Raw genomic sequence first — 17,094 nt, forward strand, 5'->3', positions numbered from 1 at the left:
GACGGGGCTCCTGCCGTGGCGTTCAGCTACAGCCGACGGGGATCAGTGGTGGCCGTGGCCGCTGGTGATCTCCTTGTACTCGTCCGCCGTGGCCTTGGGGATCTGGCTGTCCTCCCCGTAGTAGCCCTTGGAGAGCTTGGCCCGGAGCTTCTCGCCGCGCGACAGCTTGCGCCTGACGCCGTTCTCGTCGACCTCGGGGCCGAGTTCGACCGGCTCGTACTGCTCGTGCGCGGTGAGGGTGTGCAGCTGCTCCTGGTTGAGCGGCTCGTGCACCTCGATGAACTCGCCGTGCGGCAGGCGCTTGATGATGCCGGACTCGCGCCCGTGCAGCACCTTCTCCTTGTCGCGCCGCTGCAGACCCAGGCAGATCCGCTTGGTGATGACGAACGCGAGGACGGGAGCGACGAAGAACGCGATCCGGACGAACCAGGTGATCGAGTTGATCGACAGGTGGAAGTGGGTCGCCCAGAGGTCGTTTCCACCACCGACGAGCAGGACGAAGTACCAGGTCAGCCAGGCGACACCGAAGGCCGTACGGGTCGGGGCGTTGCGCGGGCGGTCCAGGATGTGGTGCTCGCGCTTGTCGCCGGTGACCCAGGACTCGATGAACGGGTAGACCGCGATGGCCGCCAGGACCAGCGGGAAGATCATCAGCGGGACGAACACACCCAGGACGAGCGTGTGACCCCAGAGGTTGATCTCCCAGCCCGGCATCACACGGATCAGGCCCTCGGAGAAGCCCATGTACCAGTCGGGCTGGGCGCCCGTGGACACCTGGTCCGGCCGGTACGGGCCGATCGCCCAGATCGGGTTGATCGTGGCGATCGCGGAGACGACGGCGATGACACCGAAGACCAGGAAGAAGAAGCCACCGGCCTTGGCCATGTAGACCGGAAGCAGCGGCATGCCGACCACGTTCTTGTTGGTCCGGCCGGGACCCGCGAACTGGGTGTGCTTGTGGTAGAAGACCAGGATCAGGTGGGCCACCAGCAGGCCCATCATGATGCCGGGCAGCAGCAGGATGTGCACCGAGTAGAACCGGGCCACGAAGTCGCCGCCGGGGAACTCACCGCCGAACAGGAACATCGACAGGTACGTGCCGACGACCGGGACGGACAGCACGGCGCCCTGCATGAAGCGGACACCCGTACCGGACAGCAGGTCGTCCGGGAGCGAGTAGCCGGTGAAGCCGGTGAACATGCCGAGCACGAGCAGCAGGAAGCCGAACAGCCAGTTGACCTCGCGCGGCTTGCGGAACGCGCCGGTGAAGAAGACGCGCATCATGTGCACGAGCATCGCCGCGACGAAGATCAGCGCGGCCCAGTGGTGGATCTGCCGGATCAGCAGACCACCGCGGACCTCGAAGCTGATGTGCATCGTCGAGTTGAACGCCTCGGACATCAGCTGACCCTGCAGCGGGACGTAACTGCCCGCGTACTCCACCTCGTTCATCGACGGGTGGAAGAACAGCGTCAGATACACACCCGTGAGGATGATGATGATGAAGCTGTAGAGGCAGATCTCGCCCAGCATGAAGGACCAGTGGTCCGGGAAGATCTTCCGCATGTTGGCCTTGGCCAGGGAGTAGATCCCCAGGCGGCCGTCGGCCCAGTCGGCTACGCGCTCGCCGGCCGGTGCCTTCCTCTTGTTCTCAGTATTGGTGCTCATCCGCGCTCCCAGAAGGCAGGACCGACGGGCTCTTCGAAGTCGCCGAGCGCCTCAAGGTAGCCCTCCTCGTTCACACCGATGCGCAGTTGCGGCAGGGCGTGACCGGCCGGGCCGAAGATCACTCGGGCACCGTCGGAGAGGTCGAAGGTGGACTGGTGGCACGGGCAGAGGGCGTGGTGCGTCTGCTGCTCGTACAGGGAGATCGGGCAGCCCACGTGGGTGCAGATCTTCGAGTACGCCACGATGCCCTCGTGCGACCACTCAAGCTCGCGCTTGTCCTTGATGTCGTCCGGCTGGATGCGGACGATCATCAGGGCGGCCTTGGCGATCTCCTTCTGGAAATCGTGGTCGTGCTCCGACATGCCCTCGGGCATGGCGAAGGTCAGCGAACCCACGGCGACGTCCGACGGGCGCAGCGGCTCGTGCGTGTTCATGTTGACGAGCATCTTGCCCTTGGCCCAGCGCGTGTGCCGCAGCTTGTCCTCGGGCAGGGGACCCAGGTCACGCAGGAGTACGACGCCGGAGAGCGGCACGAGGGCCATGGCGCCGAACATCGTGTTGCGGATCAGCTTGCGCCGGCCGAAGCCGGACTCCTCGGCGCCGGCCGCGAAGTCCGCCATGACCTTGGCCTTGACCTCGGGCTCGGCCTCGATCGCGTGCCGGTCGTCGGCGATCTCCACGTCGGACATCAGCGTGCGGGCCCAGTGGACCGCGCCCGCGCCGATGCAGAACAGCGCGATGCCGAGCGTGATGCCCAGGGCGAAGTTCAGCGCGCTGATGTGCCCGAGCGGCCAGATGTAGACGATCTTCTCGACCGGGAAGGTCACGTAAGAGGCGATGAAGCCGATGGTGGCGAGCATCGAGATCGTGAACAGCAGGGCGACCGTGCGCTCGGAGCTCTTGGCGGCCCGCTCGTCGATGTCCTGGACCCGGTGCTCGTGCGGGGGCAGTCCCGGGTCCGCGAACGGGTCGGTGTCCGCGGTCTTCTGCAGGGTGTGCCCGGCAGCGTCCTGCTCGCTCGGCAGGTTCTCTTCAGGAATGTCTTGGCTACTCATGACTTCTTGGCCTTTGCGGTCCGAGCGGCTACCCAGACGGCGACGGCGATCATCGCGCCCAGACCGAAGATCCAGGCGAACAGACCCTCACTGACGGGGCCGAGGCCGCCCAGCTTGAGCCCGCCCGGGCTGGCGGTCTTCTCACCGTTGACCGCGTCGATGTACGCGATGATGTCCTTCTTCTCCTTCTCCGGCATCGTGGTGTCGGGGAAGGACGGCATGTTCTGCGGGCCGGTCTGCATGGCCTCGTAGATGTGCTTCGGAGACACGTCCTCAAGGGTCGGCGCGAACTTGCCGTGGGTCAGGGCGCCACCCTCACCGGTGAAGTTGTGGCACTGCGCGCAGTTGCTGCGGAACAGTTCGCCACCCTTGCCGATGTCGGCGCCCTCGGGGTTGTACTGCTTTTCGGTCGGCACCGCGGGACCGGCGCCGAGCGACGCGACGTACGCCGCGAGCTGGTCGATCTCGGCCTGGTCGTAGATGACCTTCTTGCGCGGCACCTGGGCGCCGGGCTGCTGGGCCGGCATACGGCCGGTGCCCACCTGGAAGTCCACCGCCGCGGCGCCGACGCCGACAAGGCTCGGGCCGTCGGAAGTGCCCTGACCACCGGTGCCGTGGCAGCTGGAGCAGCCGACGGCGTAGAGCTTCTTGCCCTCGTCGATGGCGAGGGACTGGGCGGTTTCATCGGCCTGCGCCTTGTCCGCGGGTGCGAACGCGGCGTACAGCCCCCCGGTGGCCGCCAGCGCGAGGAGTAGGACGACGACCGCCGCCAGCGGATGGCGTCGTCGTGCGGAGAGCTTTTTCACGGATTACCCCGGTGTCAGGATCTTCTGCGTCGATGCTTCTGGAATGTGATGGGCGGCGGGTTCGTCGTACGGACCCGGGCCCGATTACTTGATCATGTAGATCGTGGCGAAGAGGCCGATCCAGACGACATCGACGAAGTGCCAGTAGTAGGACACGACGATGGCGGAGGTTGCCTGCTCGTGAGTGAACCTCTTGGCCGCGTACGTCCTGCCGAGAACCAGCAGGAAGGCGATCAGACCGCCGGTCACGTGCAGACCGTGGAAGCCGGTGGTGAGGTAGAACACCGAGCCGTACGGGCCGGACGAGAGCGAGAGGCCCTCGTGCTTGACCAGCTCGGTGTACTCGAAGACCTGACCGCCGATGAAGATCGCGCCCATGATGAAGGTCACGATGAACCAGGCCCGGAGCTTCTTCACGTCACCGCGCTCGGCGGCGAAGACGCCGAGCTGGCAGGTGAGCGAGGAGAGCACCAGGATCGTGGTGTTCGTCGCCGAGAAGGGGAAGTTCAGGGCCGAAGCCATTTCCTTCCAGTGTTCGGCACCCGTAACCGAACGCAGGGTGAAGTACATCGCGAAGAGGGCCGCGAAGAACATCAGCTCGGAACTCAGCCAGATGATGGTTCCGACGCTGGTGAGGTTCGGTCGATTGACCGACGGGTGCGCGTGCCCCTTGTCTACTGTCATTGCTGTCGCCACGCCGACATTATGTCGGTCGCTTATCCAGCCCTCACTCCGGGGGGTGCCGTTCGGAGTGTTCCCAGCCCATGTCCAGCCCGGATGGCCCATCAGCGGCCTGTTCGTACCGGTGTTGACAGGGTATCGACAGGAGTAACATCCGCGCATCGGCCCCGAGTCGAGGGGCCGGGCCTTGCACCTCGACGAAGCGGAGCAACCATGAAGTCGACCGCCACGGTCCTGGTCTACAGCGACAACGCGAACACCCGCGAGCAGGTGCGGTTGGCGACGGGGCGCAGGCCGGCCGCGGACGTTCCCCGGGTCGAGTTCATCGAGTGTGCGACGCAGGCCGCGGTCCTCAAGGAGCTGGAGCACGGCGGCGTGGACGTCTGCGTCCTGGACGGCGAGGCGGTGCCGGCCGGCGGTATGGGCGTGTGCCGGCAGATCAAGGACGAGGTCTTCCGGGCCCCGCCCGTGCTGCTGCTCATCGGGCGCCCGCAGGACGCCTGGCTGGCCACGTGGAGCCGTGCGGAGGCGGCCGTGACGCTGCCCGTCGACCCGGTCGAGTTCGCGGACTCGCTGGCCGCCCTGCTGCGCCGCAGGCTCACCGCGACCTCCTGAGGCGGCCCTCCGCCGACGACCGGCGCCCCTGCCTCGTACGCGCCAACGGCCGTACGGCGCAGGGGTGCTGGTCGTGGCAGGGGTGTCGGGCATGTGGGCGGGCTCAGACCTGCGGGCGCAGGCGGGCCTTGTCGACCGGGGACTGGCCTTCGCGGGTGTCGGCGAGGAGCACGCTGCCCTTGCGCCAGTCCTTCCAGTCCATGTTCCAGTCGCCGAGGCCGTTGCCGAAGGTGGGCATGTCCTCGCCGTAGCTGTTGATCGTCTTGACGAGGTCGCCCTGGCGCAGGGTCTCGTACAGCCAGGCGGCGTTGCCGGTGCTCATTCCGACGCAGCCGTGGCTGGTGTTGGCGTAGCCGTGCGAGCCGGCGGACCAGGGGGCGGCGTGCAGGTACTCGCCGGTGTCGGTGACGCGGGTCGCGTAGTACACCATCTTGTCGTAGAAGTCCGAGGCGCCGATGCTGGCGCTGGTCATGCGGACCACGTATTGCTGGCCGAGGACGACCTTGATGCCGTTGCGCGTGGAGTAGCCGGGCTTGCCGGTGGTGACCGGCACGGATTTGATCTCCTCGCCGTTGCGGTAGACGGTCATGTTGTGCGAGCCGGCGTCCACGACGGCGACGACGCGGTCGCCCGTCTTGAACTTCACGGGCTTGGTGTCGGTGCCCCACAGGCCGTCGTCGACCTTGATGCCCTCCAGGTTGGAGCGGACCTCGACGGTGGCCTTGGTCGGCCAGTACTCCTTCGGGCGGTAGTGCAGCGTCTTGCTGTCGACCCAGTGCCAGGCGCCCTGAGCCGCGGGCACGGAGCGGACGGTCAGGGCGCGTTCGACGATCGCCCGGGCGTCCTTGCCCTTGACGGCCTTGCTGAGCTTCGCGGTGACGGGCTGTCCGACGCCGTACGTGCCCTTCTCCGGGCCGAACTCGACCTTCAGGAGCTTCTTCTTGGGCTTGCCGGTGTCGAAGCCCAGGAGCTTGCTTCCGGGCGCCCCGTCCTCGTCCTCGGTGCTGACCTTCACCGTGTAGTGCACGCCGGCCGCGAGGGGGCTGGTGCTGTGCCAGCGGGTGCCGTCGGCGGAGAGTTCGCCCGCGAGGTAGCGGCCGAGGGAGTCGGTGGCCGTGACGTCGGTGATCCGGGCCTTCTCGCCCTGGGTGGTGACCTCCAGGGGCTTCTCCGGGTCCACCTTCTTGGTGCCGTCCTGACCACTGAAGGCGATCTGGTCGGCCGCGTCGTACGGCTTCGCCGAGAGCGGATGGCTGTCGGAGCTGCCGCACGCGGTCGCTCCCGCGCCGAGCGCGACGACCAGCAGTGTGCAGCTCAGAACCGTGGTGATGCGCGGTGAGTTGCTCATGACCACACGGTATGAAGATTCGTCGGCCGCGGCGCGCCGAGTGACCCGTTCGGGGGTCCCGGTGTTACTGCACAAGAGGGGCCCGGACGCTCCTTCACGGAGTGTCCGGGCCCGTCTTGCGGTGCCGTGTGCTAATGGCTCACTGGTTCTGGTTCTCGCCGCGGTAGTACTCGTACACCCAGCCCCACAGACCGATGAGGATCAGCGGAGCGGAGAAGTACAGCAGCCACCAGCCGAACACGACGCCCAGGAAGGCGAGCGCGCCACCGACGGCCAGGGAGAGCGGCTGCCAGCTGTGCGGGCTGAAGAAGCCCACCTCGCCGGCCTCGTCCGCGACGTCGGCCTCCTTGTCGTCCTGCGCCATGGCGTCGACCCGCCGGGCCGTGAAGGCCAGGTAGTAGCCGACCATGATGCACAGGCCGAAGGCCAGGAAGAGCGCCGTGGTACCGGCCGGCTCCTTCGACCACACGCCATAGACGATCGCCATGGCGAGGACGAAGACGCTCAGCCAGATGAACATCTTGCCCTGGATCTTCACTTGCCGGCCTCCTTGCCGCCCGCGAGCGCCTTGTCGGACTCGTCGCCGTGTCCGAGCTGTTCGAGCGCCGCGATCTCCGGGTGGTGCAGGTCGAACGCCGGGGATTCGGAGCGGATCCGCGGCAGGGTGAGGAAGTTGTGCCGCGGCGGCGGGCAGGACGTGGCCCACTCCAGCGAACGGCCGTAGCCCCAGGGGTCGTCGACCTCGATCTTCTTGCCGTACTTGGCGGTCTTCCAGATGTTGTAGAAGAACGGCAGGATCGACATGCCGAGGACGAACGAGGCGATCGTCGAGATCGTGTTCAGGGCGGTGAAGCCGTCGGCCGCGAGGTAGTCCGCGTAACGCCGCGGCATGCCCTCGGCACCGAGCCAGTGCTGCACCAGGAACGTGCCGTGGAAGCCCACGAACAGCGTCCAGAAGGTGATCTTGCCGAGTCGCTCGTCGAGCATCTTGCCGGTCATCTTCGGCCACCAGAAGTGGAATCCGGAGAACATCGCGAAGACCACGGTTCCGAAGACGACGTAGTGGAAGTGCGCGACCACGAAGTACGAGTCCGATACGTGGAAGTCCATCGGCGGCGAGGCCAGGATGACGCCGGTCAGACCACCGAAGGTGAAGGTGATCAGGAAGCCGACGGCCCAGAGCATCGGGGTCTCGAAACTCAAGGACCCCTTCCACATCGTTCCGATCCAGTTGAAGAACTTCACGCCGGTTGGCACGGCGATGAGGAACGTCATGAAGGAGAAGAACGGGAGTAGCACGCCACCGGTGACGTACATGTGGTGCGCCCACACCGTCACGGAAAGACCGGCGATCGCGATGGTCGCGCCGATCAGGCCCATGTAGCCGAACATCGGCTTGCGGGAGAAGACCGGGATGACCTCGGAAATGATTCCGAAGAATGGCAGGGCGATGATGTACACCTCTGGGTGTCCGAAGAACCAGAAGAGGTGTTGCCACAACAAGGCGCCGCCATTGGCCGCGTCGAAGATATGCGCACCGAACTTGCGGTCCGCCTCCAGGGCGAACAGCGCGGCCGCCAGGACCGGGAAGGCCAGCAGGACCAGGACGGCGGTCAGCAGCACGTTCCAGGTGAAGATCGGCATCCGGAACATCGTCATGCCGGGGGCACGCATGCAGATGATCGTGGTGATGAAGTTGACCGAACCGAGGATCGTGCCGAAGCCGGAGAAGGCCAGACCCATGATCCACATGTCGGCGCCGATGCCCGGCGAACGGACCGCGTCCGACAGCGGGGAGTAGGCGAACCAGCCGAAGTCGGCCGCACCCTGCGGGGTGAGGAATCCGCCCACCGCGATCAGCGAGCCGAAGAGGTACAGCCAGTACGCGAACATGTTCAGCCGCGGGAACGCCACGTCGGGCGCGCCGATCTGCAGCGGCATGATCCAGTTCGCGAATCCGGCGAACAGCGGCGTCGCGAACATCAGCAGCATGATCGTGCCGTGCATCGTGAACGCCTGGTTGAACTGCTCGTTCGACATGATCTGCGTGCCGGGACGGGCCAGTTCGGCGCGCATGAAGAGCGCCATCAGGCCGCCGATGCAGAAGAACGCGAACGACGTGACCAGGTAAAGCGTGCCGATCGTCTTGTGGTCGGTGGTGGTCAGCCACTTCACGACCACGTTGCCGGGCTGCCTGCGCCGAACCGGGAGCTCGTTTTCGTACGAGTCGTCATCAGCTGCGGCAGCACCCTGGGGTTCATTGAGGATGCTCACAGTTGGTTCTTCTCCGCATTCCTGGCCGGGTCCGTCTGCTCGATGCCGGACGGGATGTAGCCGGTCTGCCCCTTCTCGGCCAGCTCCTCAAGGTGCTGCTGGTAGCGCTCCGGGGAGACGACCTTGACGTTGAACAGCATCCGGGAGTGGTCGACGCCGCAGAGCTCGGCGCACTTGCCCATGAAGGTGCCCTCCTTGTTGGGGGTCACCTCGAAGACGTTGGTGTGGCCCGGAATGACGTCCTGCTTCATCAGGAACGGCACCACCCAGAAGGAGTGGATGACGTCACGCGAAGTCAGGATGAAGCGGACCTTCTCGCCCTTCGGCAGCCACAGGGTCGGGCCCGGGTTGCCGTTCTGCGGGTTCCGGGTGCCGGGCGTGCCGACCTCGTAGACACCGCCGGCGTTCTCCGGGAAGTCCTTCTGGTACTTGTCCGGAATCGCCGAGAGTTCCTTGTTCGACTTGGCGTCGCCTTCGGAACCGGGGACGTTCTCGATGTAGTTGAAGCCCCAGCTCCACTGGAAGCCCACCACGTTCACCGTGTGTGTCGGCTTGTCGGAGAGTGCGAGGAGCTTCGATTCATCGCGCGCGGTGAAGTAGAAGAGCACCGAAACGATGATGAGCGGAACCACGGTGTACAGCGCCTCAATGGGCATGTTGTACCGGGTCTGCGGAGGAACCTCGACCTTGGTGCGGCTGCGCCGGTGGAAGACAACGCTCCACAGGATCAGGCCCCACACGAGCACGCCGGTGGCGAGCGCCGCGGCCCACGAGCCCTGCCACAGGGAGAGGATCCGCGGAGCCTCTTCCGTGACAGGGGTGGGCATTCCAAGCCGAGGGAAGTCCTTGTATGTGCAACCGGTCGCGGTCGCCAGGACCAGGCCCGCAGTCAGCACCTGCGGCAGCTTCCGCCGCATCGGGCGCCGCGACGAGCGGTCGGAGCCGTTGGGACTCACGTAGCGCCTTCCCGAGAGTCTCGCCCGCTCGGCCGGGCTCGGCCGGTGATGCGATCGGTCGGGCTCCGGTCCCTGTACGGGCAGGGTTTGGATGTTTATGCGGACCAAACCCTACTGGACGCTATTTGGGGTCGCGCGGGGAGGGTGCCCAACGCGCCGCCGCACGACCCGAAGGGGTGGCCGGAACTCTCCCACCGAGGCACAACACCGCACGTGAACGGGCAACTGACGCCCCCTCCAGAGATACCGACAACCAGTCGGCGGCGGCCCCGGAACGACCCCTTCCGGGCGTGTGCACGAGAGGGCTGTCCGAGGGCTGTCGAAGGGCTCTGCCGGAGGGCTGTCGAAGGGCTTCCCGAGGGTTATCCACAGGCCTCCCGGGCTCCCCCGCGACCCGGGTAGCGTGACGGCGTGCCCTACTTCGACACCGCATCGTCCGCTCCCCTGCACCCCGTCGCCCGCCAGGCGTTGCTCGCCGCGCTGGACGAGGGCTGGGCCGACCCGTCCCGGCTCTACCGCGAGGGTCGGAAGGCCCGGCTGCTCCTCGACGCCGCGCGCGAGGCGGCGGCCGAGGCCGTGGGGTGCAGACCGGACGAGCTGGTCTTCACTCCTTCGGGGACGCGGGCGGTGCACTCGGGGGTGGCGGGCGCGCTCGCGGGCCGCCGCCGCGTGGGCCGGCGCCTGGTGGTGTCCGCCGTGGAGCACTCCTCCGTGCTGCACGCGGCGACGGCCCACGAGGACCGGGGCGGTACGACAGCCCGGGTCCCGGTGGGGCGTACGGGGCGGGTGGACGCCGAGGAGTTCGCCGGGGCCCTCGGGGCGGACACGGCGCTGGCCTGCCTGCAGTCCGCCAACCACGAGGTGGGCACGGTGCAGCCGGTGGCCGAGGTGGCCGAGGCGTGCGGGGCGGCCGGGGTGCCGCTGCTCGTGGACGCGGCGCAGTCGTTGCCGTGGGGGCCGGTCGGGGGCGCCTGGTCGCTGCTCGCGGCGAGTGCGCACAAATGGGGCGGGCCGTCCGGGGTCGGCCTGCTCGTCGTACGGAAGGGGGCACGGTTCGCGGCTCAAGGGCCGTCGGACGAGCGGGAGTCGGGGCGGGCGCCGGGGTTCGAGAACCTGCCGGGGATCGTCGCGGCGGCGGCCTCGCTGCGGGCGGTGCACGCGGAGGCGGCCCAGGAGGCCGTGCGGCTGCGGGAGTTGACGGAGCGGATCAGGGCGCGGGTGCCGGAGCTTGTGCCTGATGTGGAGGTGGTCGGCGATCCGGAGCGGCGACTGCCGCATCTGGTCACGTTCTCTTGTCTTTATGTCGACGGCGAGAGCCTGCTGCACGAGCTGGACCGGGCGGGCTTCTCGGTGTCGTCGGGCTCGTCGTGCACGAGTTCGACGCTGACGCCGAGCCATGTCCTCCATGCGATGGGGGTGCTGAGCGAGGGGAACGTACGGGTGTCGCTGCCGGTGGGCACGGCGGCGGCGGACGTGGAGCGGTTCCTGGGGGTGCTGCCGGAGGCGGTGGCCGGGGTGCGGGCGAAGCTGGGGGCGCCTGCGGCGGTGGTGGCTGCCGGTCCGGGCGGGTCGCTCGTCCTGGACGTGGTCGGGGAGCGGTGCCCGGTGCCGGTGATCGAGCTGGGCAAGGTCATCGGCGAGGTACCGGTGGGCGGCACGGTGACGGTGCTCTCGGACGACGAGGTCGCCGCGCTCGACATCCGGGCCTGGTGCCATATGCGGGGGCAGGAGTTCGTGAGCGAGGAGCCGGCGGACCGCGGCACTGCTTATACGGTCCGCCGGCTCACCTGACTCACGCGGGCCCGTACGTCAGCCGGGCCCGGCCTGCAGGGGTGGCCGGATCAGGCCAGGTGCTCCTGGACCTCGGTGGCGGCCTCGTGGCCGTACGCCTTGGTGAAGCGGTCCATGAAGTGGGCGCGGCGCAGGGTGTACTCCTGGGTGCCGAGGGTCTCGATGACCAGGGTGGCGAGCATGCAGCCGACCTGGGCGGCGCGCTCCAGGCCGACGCCCCAGGACAGGCCGGAGAGGAAGCCGGCCCGGAAGGCATCGCCGACGCCGGTCGGGTCGACCTTCGACTCCTCCTCGGGGACGCCGACCTCGACCGGGTCCTCGCCCGCCCGCTCGATGCGGACGCCGCGGGCGCCGAGGGTGGTGACGCGGTGCCCGACACGGCCGAGGATCTCGTCGTCGCTCCAGCCGGTCTTGGTCTCGATGAGGCCCTTCTCGTACTCGTTGGAGAAGAGGTAGGTGGCGCCGTCCATGAGGGTGCGGATCTCGTCGCCGTCCATGCGGGCGATCTGCTGCGAGAAGTCCGCGGCGAACGGGATGGAGCGGGAGCGGCACTCCTCGGTGTGGCGGAGCATCGCCTCGGGGTCGTCGGCGCCGATCAGGACGAGGTCGAGGCCGCCGACGCGCTCGGCGACGGAGTGCAGCTCGATGAGGCGGGCCTCGCTCATGGCGCCGGTGTAGAAGGAGCCGATCTGGTTGTGGTCGGCGTCCGTGGTGCACACGAAGCGGGCGGTGTGCAGGACTTCGGAGATGCGGACGGAGTCGGTGTCGACGCCGTGGCGGTCGAGCCAGGCGCGGTACTCGTCGAAGTCGGAACCTGCGGCCCCGACCAGGACTGGGCGGGTGCCGAGCTGGCCCATGCCGAAGCAGATGTTGGCGCCGACCCCTCCCCTGCGTACGTCGAGGTTGTCGACCAGGAAGGAGAGGGAGACCGTGTGCAGCTGATCCGCGACCAGTTGGTCGGCGAATCGGCCGGGGAAGGTCATGAGGTGGTCGGTGGCGATGGAGCCGGTGACTGCGATACGCACGGCGTATGTCTCCTGCGGGAGAGGCTGCGGTGGAGATTGACAGTTCACGCTATCGGGTCGGCACCCCTTCGCTGAACCGCCAAAACTACCCGATAGTAGACCTTTTTCTGTGGGGTTCCGCGTGCGTACGGTGCGTATATGTCGAAGCACACCGCCATGCCGGAACAGCCCGACCTCACGCTGAAGCAGCTTCAGGGGGACTGCGCCCGGATGGCTCCGCACTGGAGGGCGGTGCGCGAGTCCGCGCCGCGGCCCGTCTCGCCGGCCAGCATCCACGGCGTGATCGTGCCGGGCGCCTCGGCCCGGCTCCTGGACGCGATGTCCGACTACTGACCGGCGCGCAGGCGGGAACCGCGCGCCCTTGAGGACCGTCCCACCGGCAGTCGTCCCCGTACGGGGAGTCGGCGCGGACGAAGGAGCGATGCGGTGGGCAGCGAGGAGACGCACGAGGGCACCCGTCGGCGGCGGCCCGGGATCGTGGCCGTCTCGGTGGCGGCCGCGGTGCTGCTGGCCGGGGGCGGCGGTGCGTATGTCGCGGCGAACGCCTCGGGAGGTTCCGGTTCTGGTGTGCCGGCGGCCGATGAGACTCCTCCCCCGTTGACGCTTGACGACCCTGCGGGGATCGCGCCCGGGGAGCCCGCGCCCGGCGGGGTGACGTACCGGGCGGGCGGCGAGCTGCCGAAGGGGCCGGGTTCCGCGTCCGTGCACCGGCTGCGCGGCACGGTCGACGCGGACCAAGTGGCCCGGCTCGCCGAGGCACTTGACGTGTCCGGCACGCCGCGCGCCGAGGGCACCACGTGGAAGGTGGGGCGCGCCGGGGACGGGCCGTTGCTGACGGTCGGCAAGGAGGCGCCGGGCACCTGGACCTTCCAGGCATATGCGGGCGGTACGGACAACTGCGTCAAGGGCAAGTCCTGTGCGCCGAAGGGCGGTTCCGGGACCGGGGACACGGGTCCCGGAGCGGAAACGGACCCCGCCGGGGACACGGATCCCGGGCCCGTGAGCGAGCGGGCCGCCAAGAGTGCCGCCGCGCCCGTACTGAAGGCGGTCGGGCAGGCCGGCGCCGCGCTCGACGCCTCGCAGACGATGGGCGCGGTGCGGGTCGTGAACGCCGACCCGAAGGTGAGCGGACTGCCCACGTACGGCTGGTCGACCGGCGTGCAGATCGGCTCGGACGGTCAAGTGGTGGGCGGCAGCGGCAAGTTGACGAAGCCTGTGAAGGGCGCCGCCTATCCCGTACTGAGTGCGGAGAAGACGATCGCGGAGCTGAACGAGGCCGCCGCGAAGACCGGGCCGGGAAGCGGCAGCGGTGGGTGTGCGCGGCCGGTTCCGCACACCGAGGGCGCCTCGGACGCGCCCGGCCCCGGCGGCATCGCTCCGGGTGAGCCCGCGCCGGGCGGGGGCGCGGGACCGCGGCAGCCGTGTCCGCCCGAGTCGGGGGCGAAGGGTGCCGGGCCGGAGCCGGTCGAGGTGGCGAAGGCGACGTTCGGGCTCGCGCTGCACTTCGAGCGGGGGCGGCCGGTGCTCGTACCGTCCTGGCTGTTCCAGGTGCGGCCGGAGGGTGCCGAGCGGCCGTTCACGGTGACGCATCCGGCGGTGGACCCGCAGTATCTGACCGGGGCGAGCGCGCCCGAGCCCGCGCCGACGCAGGACGCCGGCCCGGAGTCCAGGGACGTTCCCGTGACCTCGTACAGCGCGGACGGGCGGAAGCTGACGCTGCACTTCTGGGGCGGGGCGTGCAGTGAGTACACGGCGCGGGCGACCGAGAGCGCGAGCGAGGTGCGGGTCGCGGTGGCCGAGAAGCCGCAGAAGAAGGGCGAGGTCTGCGTGATGATCGCCGAGGAGCGGACGGCCGAGGTGACGCTGGACAAGCCGCTCGGCGAGCGCACGGTGGTCGGCACGGACGGGGTGGCGGTGCGGCGGAAGTAGCGCGGCGCGGCGGAAGGATCGGCGGTGCGGCGGAAGCAGCAAGGCCCGCATCTACGACGAAGGCGGCGCTCCCCTCGCAGGGGGGCGCCGCCTTCGTGCGTACGTCAGTGACTCCGGGGAGCCGGCTGGCTCAGCTGAAGGAGTCGCCGCAGGCGCAGGAGCCCGTGGCGTTGGGGTTGTCGATCGTGAAGCCCTGCTTCTCGATGGTGTCGACGAAGTCGATGGAGGCGCCACCGAGGTACGGGGCGCTCATGCGGTCGGTGACGACCTTGACGCCGTCGAAGTCCTTGACGACGTCGCCGTCGAGCGAGCGCTCGTCGAAGAACAGCTGGTACCGCAGGCCCGAGCAGCCACCGGGCTGAACGGCGACGCGCAGCGCCAGGTCGTCACGGCCTTCCTGGTCGAGGAGGCCCTTGACCTTGGCCGCGGCGGCGTCGGACAGGATGATGCCGTCGCTGACGGTGGTGGTCTCGTCCGATACGGACATCTAGATCTCTCCCGGGTTGTTCGGACTGCTTGCCGACGGGTGCAACCTTCGGGGCCGCGGATTCATTCCGGGCCCGGCGCGCCGATTCTGCAAGTGCGCCTGCCTCTTCATGCTCGCACACCCGCGCGGGGCAAGGCGCCGGTGCGTGGTCCGGGAATGCGTCACATCGACACGATGGCCATCGTCAAACTGACGTGAAGCAGTTATGATAGATAGCGTCAATTCGACGAAAAGCAGGCCCGGACAGCGGGTTCTGCCCGCCGGAAGAAGAAAGGGTGCGTGTCGTGACCACCGCCCACTCCCCCGTAGACCTGGCTGTCGAGCCCACGCCGCTCGCCCTGCTGCTGCTCGGCCGCGAGGCCGACCCCAAGAGCGAGCGCGGCGTCGACTGCCCGGGCGACCTGCCCTCGCCGTCCGACCCGGACCTGGTGGAGCGCGCCCGCGCCGCCAAGGAGAAGCTCGGCGACAAGGTCTTCGTGCTCGGTCACCACTACCAGCGCGACGAGGTCATCCAGTTCGCCGACGTGACCGGCGACTCCTTCAAGCTGGCCAAGGACGCGGCCGCCAAGCCGGAGGCCGAGTACATCGTCTTCTGCGGTGTGCACTTCATGGCCGAGTCGGCGGACATCCTGACCTCCGACGACCAGAAGGTGGTCCTGCCCGACCTCGCCGCCGGCTGCTCCATGGCCGACATGGCGACGGCCGAGCAGGTCGCCGAGTGCTGGGACGTGCTGACCGAGGCGGGCATAGCCGAGCAGGTCGTGCCGGTGTCGTACATGAACTCCTCGGCGGACATCAAGGCGTTCACCGGCAAGCACGGCGGCACGATCTGCACCTCGTCCAACGCGAAGCGCGCGCTTGACTGGGCCTTCGAGCAGGGGGAGCCCCATGCGACAAAGGTGCTGTTCCTGCCCGACCAGCACCTCGGCCGGAACACCGCCGTGCGCGACCTGGGCATGTCCCTGGACGACTGTGTGGTCTACAACCCGCACAAGCCGAACGGCGGCCTGACCGCCGAGGAGCTGCGCGCCGCCAGGATGATCCTGTGGCGCGGCCACTGCTCGGTGCACGGCCGGTTCTCGCTGGAGTCGGTCGAGGACGTACGGGCGCGCATCCCCGGCGTGAACGTCCTGGTGCACCCCGAGTGCAAGCACGAGGTCGTGGCCGCGGCGGACCACGTCGGGTCGACGGAGTACATCATCAAGGCCCTGGAGGCCGCGCCCGCCGGTTCGAAGTGGGCGATCGGCACCGAGCTGAACCTGGTCCGCCGGCTCGCCAACCGCTTCGCGCCCGAGGGCAAGGAGATCGTCTTCCTCGACAAGACGGTCTGCTTCTGCTCGACCATGAACCGGATCGACCTTCCGCACCTGGTCTGGGCCCTGGAGTCCCTGGCCGAGGGCAATCTGGTCAACCGCATCGAGGTCGACACGGAGACGGAGAGCTTCGCGAAGCTTGCGCTTGAGCGGATGCTGGCGCTGCCGTAGGTGGCGTAGCTTCCTTGGGTCTGCGTTGCGGTGGCCGACCGGTGATCCCGGTCGGCCACCGCCGTGTTTCAGAGAGTGCGGTCCGTGTTCAGAGAATCCGGTCCGGGTGTCAGAGAATCCGGTCCGTCAGAGAATTCGGTCCGGCTGGTCGGGGTGGCAGACGCCGATCTGATGCTCACCGAGCGCCTCGCGGTACGCCAGGATGTCCTCGATGTCCGTCGTCACCACCAGAGCGCGGCCGTGGTGCGCCGCGATGACGAGGACCAGGGCGTCGACGACGTCGAACGACTTCTTGGCGGGCAGCTTGACGCGCGAGGCCAGGGCCCCGACGCGCTTGCCGTCCTGCTCCGTGTGCCCGGACGCGCACGGCAGGCATGCATGGCGGGGGTCGTCCCAGCCCTTCGCCCCGAAGTGCGGCGGCCGGGAATCGCGGGCCGCGTAGACGGTGCAGCCGGCCAGGATCGGCTTGAGGTTGGTGTAGTTGCCCGGCCCCGGGCGCCAGACCTGCCCGAGGACCGGGAGCGGTACGACGGGGCGGTGGCCGCCGCGCTCAAGCACCCTGCGGTGCAGGGCCTGCGCCCGGCCGCGCCCCTGTTCCAGGCGGATCAGCATCCCGGCGTCGTAGACGACGGTCATCAGGCGGCGCCCTGCCCGCGTCCGGCGGCGGGACCCGTCGCAAAGAAGTCGTCGAGCGCCTGGCCGATGGCCTCGCTCTCGCCGTCAGCGATTCCGTCGGCGCCCTCGGCCGGCCGCGCTGCGCCGGGGGTGCTCCGCTCGGTCTCGGCGATCAGTTCGTCGAGGGGTGCGAAGGCGCGCGCGACCTGGTCGTCGCGCTCCATCGCGGCGCCGATCGCGGCCGCGACGTACGTGGTCAGGTCCACACCCGCAGCGTCGGCATAGGCACGCACGCGTTCTTTCGTCTCCGTGTCCACGGCCAACGTGATCATGCTTCGTTTTGCGCCCATACGGGCAGCG

The 17,094-nt window shown here is 68.6% G+C and carries 17 protein-coding genes; 5 read left to right on the top strand and 12 right to left on the bottom strand.

The window, feature by feature from the left end; translation table 11 throughout:
• Positions 1–42: 42 nt before the first annotated feature.
• The 4 genes from qcrB to ctaE form a co-directional block, all read right to left on the bottom strand.
• A complete protein-coding gene (gene qcrB / locus QIS99_RS13380) occupies positions 43–1,668 on the bottom strand; it encodes a cytochrome bc1 complex cytochrome b subunit (protein ID WP_282513464.1) in 1,626 nt (541 codons plus the stop codon).
• Positions 1,665–2,723, bottom strand: a complete 1,059-nt coding sequence (qcrA, locus tag QIS99_RS13385; protein WP_282513465.1) for a cytochrome bc1 complex Rieske iron-sulfur subunit — start codon at positions 2,721–2,723, stop codon at positions 1,665–1,667. Before qcrA ends, qcrB begins: the two co-directional genes overlap by 4 nt.
• Positions 2,720–3,529 carry a cytochrome bc1 complex diheme cytochrome c subunit gene (gene qcrC / locus QIS99_RS13390; RefSeq protein WP_282513466.1) on the bottom strand — a complete coding sequence of 270 codons (810 nt, stop codon included), beginning with the start codon at positions 3,527–3,529 and terminating at the stop codon, positions 2,720–2,722. The genes qcrA and qcrC overlap by 4 nt, the downstream gene beginning before the upstream one ends.
• A gap of 84 nt (positions 3,530–3,613) precedes the next feature.
• A complete protein-coding gene (ctaE, locus tag QIS99_RS13395) occupies positions 3,614–4,213 on the bottom strand; it encodes an aa3-type cytochrome oxidase subunit III (protein WP_282513467.1) in 600 nt (199 codons plus the stop codon).
• A gap of 210 nt (positions 4,214–4,423) precedes the next feature.
• Here ctaE and QIS99_RS13400 point away from each other — a divergent pair, with 210 nt between their 5' ends.
• A complete protein-coding gene (locus tag QIS99_RS13400; RefSeq protein ID WP_282513468.1) occupies positions 4,424–4,825 on the top strand; it encodes a DNA-binding transcriptional response regulator in 402 nt (133 codons plus the stop codon).
• 103 nt (positions 4,826–4,928) lie between these two features.
• On the opposite strand, the gene QIS99_RS13405 is transcribed toward QIS99_RS13400, so the two are convergent.
• The 4 genes from QIS99_RS13405 to ctaC form a co-directional block, all read right to left on the bottom strand.
• Positions 4,929–6,173 (bottom strand): L,D-transpeptidase, encoded by a 1,245-nt coding sequence (locus QIS99_RS13405; protein ID WP_282513469.1) that lies wholly within the window; start codon positions 6,171–6,173, stop codon positions 4,929–4,931.
• Positions 6,174–6,312: 139 nt separating this feature from the next.
• Complete coding sequence (locus tag QIS99_RS13410; protein ID WP_282513470.1) at positions 6,313–6,711, bottom strand: cytochrome c oxidase subunit 4; 399 nt, start codon at positions 6,709–6,711, stop codon at positions 6,313–6,315.
• The gene (ctaD, locus tag QIS99_RS13415; protein WP_282513471.1) at positions 6,708–8,447 is read right to left on the bottom strand and encodes an aa3-type cytochrome oxidase subunit I; all 1,740 of its coding nucleotides are present in this window, start codon (positions 8,445–8,447) and stop codon (positions 6,708–6,710) included. Before ctaD ends, QIS99_RS13410 begins: the two co-directional genes overlap by 4 nt.
• Positions 8,444–9,403 (bottom strand): aa3-type cytochrome oxidase subunit II, encoded by a 960-nt coding sequence (gene ctaC / locus QIS99_RS13420; protein ID WP_282513472.1) that lies wholly within the window; start codon positions 9,401–9,403, stop codon positions 8,444–8,446. The genes ctaD and ctaC overlap by 4 nt, the downstream gene beginning before the upstream one ends.
• 411 nt (positions 9,404–9,814) lie before the next feature.
• Between ctaC and QIS99_RS13425 the strand changes: the two genes are divergently transcribed.
• Positions 9,815–11,194 carry a cysteine desulfurase/sulfurtransferase TusA family protein gene (locus tag QIS99_RS13425; RefSeq protein ID WP_282513473.1) on the top strand — a complete coding sequence of 460 codons (1,380 nt, stop codon included), beginning with the start codon at positions 9,815–9,817 and terminating at the stop codon, positions 11,192–11,194.
• 50 nt (positions 11,195–11,244) lie between these two features.
• Here the strand turns inward: QIS99_RS13425 and QIS99_RS13430 are convergent, their stop codons facing one another.
• Positions 11,245–12,219 (bottom strand): carbohydrate kinase family protein, encoded by a 975-nt coding sequence (locus tag QIS99_RS13430; protein WP_282513474.1) that lies wholly within the window; start codon positions 12,217–12,219, stop codon positions 11,245–11,247.
• A 138-nt stretch (positions 12,220–12,357) separates the two neighbouring features.
• Here QIS99_RS13430 and QIS99_RS13435 point away from each other — a divergent pair, with 138 nt between their 5' ends.
• The gene (locus QIS99_RS13435; RefSeq protein ID WP_282513475.1) at positions 12,358–12,552 is read left to right on the top strand and encodes a hypothetical protein; all 195 of its coding nucleotides are present in this window, start codon (positions 12,358–12,360) and stop codon (positions 12,550–12,552) included.
• A gap of 93 nt (positions 12,553–12,645) precedes the next feature.
• A complete protein-coding gene (locus QIS99_RS13440; RefSeq protein WP_282513476.1) occupies positions 12,646–14,148 on the top strand; it encodes a hypothetical protein in 1,503 nt (500 codons plus the stop codon).
• A gap of 130 nt (positions 14,149–14,278) precedes the next feature.
• Here the strand turns inward: QIS99_RS13440 and QIS99_RS13445 are convergent, their stop codons facing one another.
• The gene (locus QIS99_RS13445) at positions 14,279–14,635 is read right to left on the bottom strand and encodes a HesB/IscA family protein (protein ID WP_282513477.1); all 357 of its coding nucleotides are present in this window, start codon (positions 14,633–14,635) and stop codon (positions 14,279–14,281) included.
• A gap of 275 nt (positions 14,636–14,910) precedes the next feature.
• On the opposite strand from QIS99_RS13445, the gene nadA reads away from it, so the two are divergent.
• Positions 14,911–16,119 (top strand): quinolinate synthase NadA, encoded by a 1,209-nt coding sequence (gene nadA / locus QIS99_RS13450; RefSeq protein ID WP_408909551.1) that lies wholly within the window; start codon positions 14,911–14,913, stop codon positions 16,117–16,119.
• A 126-nt stretch (positions 16,120–16,245) separates the two neighbouring features.
• Here the strand turns inward: nadA and QIS99_RS13455 are convergent, their stop codons facing one another.
• Together QIS99_RS13455 and QIS99_RS13460 are read right to left on the bottom strand one after the other, a co-directional pair.
• Positions 16,246–16,755 (bottom strand): hypothetical protein, encoded by a 510-nt coding sequence (locus tag QIS99_RS13455; protein WP_282513479.1) that lies wholly within the window; start codon positions 16,753–16,755, stop codon positions 16,246–16,248.
• On the bottom strand, positions 16,755–17,084 hold the full coding sequence (locus QIS99_RS13460) for a hypothetical protein (RefSeq protein ID WP_282513480.1): 330 nt from the start codon (positions 17,082–17,084) through the stop codon (positions 16,755–16,757). The genes QIS99_RS13455 and QIS99_RS13460 overlap by 1 nt, the downstream gene beginning before the upstream one ends.
• Positions 17,085–17,094 lie beyond the last annotated feature (10 nt).

This window comes from Streptomyces solicavernae, assembly GCF_029968095.1.
Classification (GTDB): Bacteria; Actinomycetota; Actinomycetes; order Streptomycetales; family Streptomycetaceae; genus Streptomyces; species Streptomyces solicavernae.

Bases quoted from the DNA above. Each gene is read 5' to 3' on its own strand.
- qcrB (WP_282513464.1), bottom strand. From the start codon at position 1,668: ATGAGCACCAATACTGAGAACAAGAGGAAGGCACCGGCCGGCGAGCGC.
- qcrA (WP_282513465.1), bottom strand. From the start codon at position 2,723: ATGAGTAGCCAAGACATTCCTGAAGAGAACCTGCCGAGCGAGCAGGAC.
- ctaE (WP_282513467.1), bottom strand. From the start codon at position 4,213: ATGACAGTAGACAAGGGGCACGCGCACCCGTCGGTCAATCGACCGAAC.
- QIS99_RS13400 (WP_282513468.1), top strand. From the start codon at position 4,424: ATGAAGTCGACCGCCACGGTCCTGGTCTACAGCGACAACGCGAACACC.
- QIS99_RS13405 (WP_282513469.1), bottom strand. From the start codon at position 6,173: ATGAGCAACTCACCGCGCATCACCACGGTTCTGAGCTGCACACTGCTG.
- QIS99_RS13435 (WP_282513475.1), top strand. From the start codon at position 12,358: ATGTCGAAGCACACCGCCATGCCGGAACAGCCCGACCTCACGCTGAAG.
- QIS99_RS13445 (WP_282513477.1), bottom strand. From the start codon at position 14,635: ATGTCCGTATCGGACGAGACCACCACCGTCAGCGACGGCATCATCCTG.
- QIS99_RS13455 (WP_282513479.1), bottom strand. From the start codon at position 16,755: ATGACCGTCGTCTACGACGCCGGGATGCTGATCCGCCTGGAACAGGGG.
- QIS99_RS13460 (WP_282513480.1), bottom strand. From the start codon at position 17,084: ATGGGCGCAAAACGAAGCATGATCACGTTGGCCGTGGACACGGAGACG.